The sequence below is a fragment of the Streptomyces pathocidini genome, assembly GCF_001418495.1.
In the GTDB taxonomy this organism is placed as follows: domain Bacteria; phylum Actinomycetota; class Actinomycetes; order Streptomycetales; family Streptomycetaceae; genus Streptomyces; species Streptomyces pathocidini.
On sequence record NZ_LIQY01000071.1, the window covers coordinates 1 to 3,322 of the forward strand.

General features: G+C 74.7%; 1 protein-coding gene. It reads right to left on the minus strand.

What is annotated here, in order from left to right; translation table 11 throughout:
• A partial coding sequence (locus AOK16_RS04755; RefSeq protein ID WP_055470950.1) for a S8 family serine peptidase occupies window positions 1-3,200 on the minus strand: 3,200 nt, incomplete at its 3' end.
• Window positions 3,201-3,322 lie beyond the last annotated feature (122 nt).

Sequence of the window (3,322 nt, forward strand, 5' to 3'; positions counted from 1 at the left end):
TCGTCGCCCGCGCGCGCGAAGTGGCTCTCCCCGCTGTCGGCGAACTCGGGGATGCGGAGCAGGAACTCCGCCCCACGCCGCTCCGAGGCGAAGCCGGACGTCCCCTTCGGGACGGCCGGGCGGATCACCGAGCCGAACCACGTCTCCCGCACCGACTGCCGCGCGTCGTACCTGCGCAACCCCTGCGTCATACCGCCCAGGACCGGGCCGAAGTCGTCCCAGGTGTAGTCGTGGCGGACGTGCTGCCGCCACAGGGTGTCGCCTGCGCTGACGAACTCCTGCCGCGTGCTCGGGACCTTCAGCGGCGTCTGCAGGTCGAGGGCGACGCTGGTGCTCTCCCACGGCCGCCAGGCGAACCGCTGCTCCTTGGTCCAGGTCAGGGCGCCGGCGCGGTGGTAACGGGCCGACACCTCGGCGGTGTTGGCGCCCGTCACCCCGTAGTCGAGACGGCCGCGCACCCGGCCGCGCTCGACCAGCGTCAGCTCGTACAGATACGGGCTGAACGCGGTGCCCGACACCTCGACGCTCAGCCGCTCGCCCCGCTCCAGCAGCCGGATCAGCGCCTCCCCCTGCTCCTGGGGCATCTTCATGCCCACGGCCGCGAGACGCTCCCCGGTCGGCGACCACCTGCTCCACACGGGGCCGGGGGACTCGCCGAGGACCGCGGCGGCCGCGGCACCGGCGGCGGCCGCGCGGGCCACCTGCTCCTCGGCCCCTGTGTCGTCCGGCCGCATGAGGGCCAGCTTGCCCCGCAGGTTCCGGCCCGCGAGGTCCTGCTCGCCGCCCGTGCCCGCGAACACCACGGGCAGCCGGCGGCTCCCCTCGACGGCGGGGGACTGGTTGAGGAGTACGGGCGTCAGCGCCGGAGCCTTCGCGCCGCGCGCCACGGCGGTCAGCCGCGGGGCCGCCATGCGCCACCGCGAGTAGAACTCGAACTCGCCCTTGGCGACCGGGTCCGTCGGCGTGACGAACAGCTTCTTGACCGTGTCGAACTCCACGACCGTGCTGCTGATGTCCCGCTTCCCCCAGGCCCGGTGGGCGGCGTAGTGCAGCATCCCCTGGTGCTCGGCGGGTTTCGGCGTGCGGACCTTCACCTGGGTCGCCTCGCGGGCGTCCAGCACCAGTTCGCTGTCGCCCCGCAGGGCGAACTCCGGCCGCAGGACGACGCTGTGGTGCTCTCCGGTCGTCTCGGAGCCGGGGATGAGCGCCTTGACGAAGTAGGTCCCCTCCGGCACCCGCACCTCGGTCCTGCCGTCCGCGCCGATCCAGCCGAGGGTGTCCTGGCGCCGGTCCGCCCCGTACACCTCGAAGACCGGCACGCGAGCCGGGGCCCCGTCCCGGCCGAGTGACGTGAGCGTCAGGGTGCGCAGCGGCGCGCGCACCGAGAGGCCGACGGAGGTGTGGGCGGCCGTCTTCCCGTCCGCCGACACCGCGGAGAGGCGGCCGCTGTACAGGCCTGGGGCACCGGCCCGCGGGTCGGCCTCCAGCGTGACCGCGGCGGACCCGCCCGGCGGTACGACGACCGAGTCGGCGCTCGTACGGAACATGCCCGCCGGAGCCGGCTTCCCCTCACCGTCCTCCACCGACAGCGACAGCTTCAACGCCACGGCGGAGTCCGAGGAGTTGGTGTACGTGACCGTCTGCGCGAGCGCGGCCTCCGTGGACGCGTGCGGGCCGAAGTCCGCGCTGCCGGTGGCGAAAACCCGCTGCGCCGCGGCCCGCGCCACGTCCACCCGGCCGCCGCCCTGCTCGTAGACACTGGGGTCCTTCGCGGTCCGGGCGGTGCTGACCAGGGCGTCCTTCAGCTGCTGGGCCGTCCAGGACGGATGGAGCTGGGCCAGCAGCGCGGCGGCGCCCGCCACATGCGGCGTGGCCATCGAGGTGCCGGAAGCGGCGGTGTACCGCTCGCCCGCCGGTTCGCCCATCGACGTGCCCTCGGCGCGGGCGGCCACGATGCCCACGCCCGGCGCGGTGATCTCGGGCTTGAGCCGGTCCGCGGCGCCGGCCGGTCCGCGGCTGGAGAACTCCGCCAGCGACTCGTCCCGGTCGACCGCCCCCACGGTCAGGGCCCGCGGGGCGACCCCGGGCGCGCCGACGGTGGACGTCCCCGGGCCCTCGTTGCCGGCGGCCGCGACGAACAGGGCGCCCGTCTGCTCGGTGAGCCGGTTCACGGCCTCCACCAGCGGACTCTCCTCGTCCGCCGCGCCGTCGCCCAGGCTCATGTTGACCACCCGGGCGCCCGAGGCGGCGGCCCACTCCATGCCCTGCAGCACCATCGAGTCACTGCCGAAGCCGCTGTCGTCGAGCACCTTGCCGATCAGCAGGTCGGCACCGGGCGCGACGCCCTTCCGGCTCCCGCCGGAGGCCGCGCCGCTGCCCGCGATGGTCGACGCCACGTGCGTACCGTGCCCGTGGGCGTCCCTGACGCTGTCGGCCGGGGTGAAGTTGCGCGCCTCGGCTATGCGGCCCGTGAGGTCCGGATGCCCGGCGTCGACCCCGGTGTCCAGCACGGCCACCTTGACGCCCGCACCGGTCGCCCCCGTCTTCCACACCTCCGGCGCGCCGATCTGCGCCGTACTCCTGTCCAGCGAGGCCCGGATCCGGCTGTCCAGCCAGACCTTCTCGACCCCGCGCGCGAGCCCGGGCGGTTCCGCCGCGTCGCGGGTCGAAGGGGCCTTGCTCAGGGAGTCCCAGAACTTCGCCGCCCCGCCCTTGTCCATGGTGACGGCCGCCCCGTGCACGCTGGCCAGGGGCGTCTTGAGCGTGCTGTGCTCGGGCGCCTGCCGCGCGGCCTGCGACCGCACGCCCTTCCCGTACTCCACGATCAGCGGCAGACGCTCGGCGCGGGCGTCGTCGTAGCCCTGCTCGATCAGGCCGGTCACATCGAACAGGGCCGTGTCGAGCCGGCCCGCGGCCAGATACGGCACGGCCTCCAGCGGTACGACGTGCAGCCGCCCGTCGACCTCGCGGGTCGAGAACCCCTCGGCGTCGCCGCCCGGCGCCGGGCGTACGACCGCGGACTGCCGGCCGTCGGGATACCGCTCCACGACGACCCTGTCGCCGGTGAGGAGCGTGACGGTGTGCCGCTGCGGCGCACCAGCGGACGGGACCGCGGTGCGCGCGCCGGCCTCGGGGGCGCCGTGGGCGGGCGCGGGGAGCACGGCGGTCAGCAGTGCCGCCGCCGTGAGCGCCCAGAGCACCCGCGTTATTCGCCGATTGTTCCTGGTTTCCATACCCGAACAGGCTGGCGGGACGCCACCCGCCGCGTCAGCACGTCACGCTGGCCAACCTGCGCCATGTCGCCGATACGACAGTGCGCAGA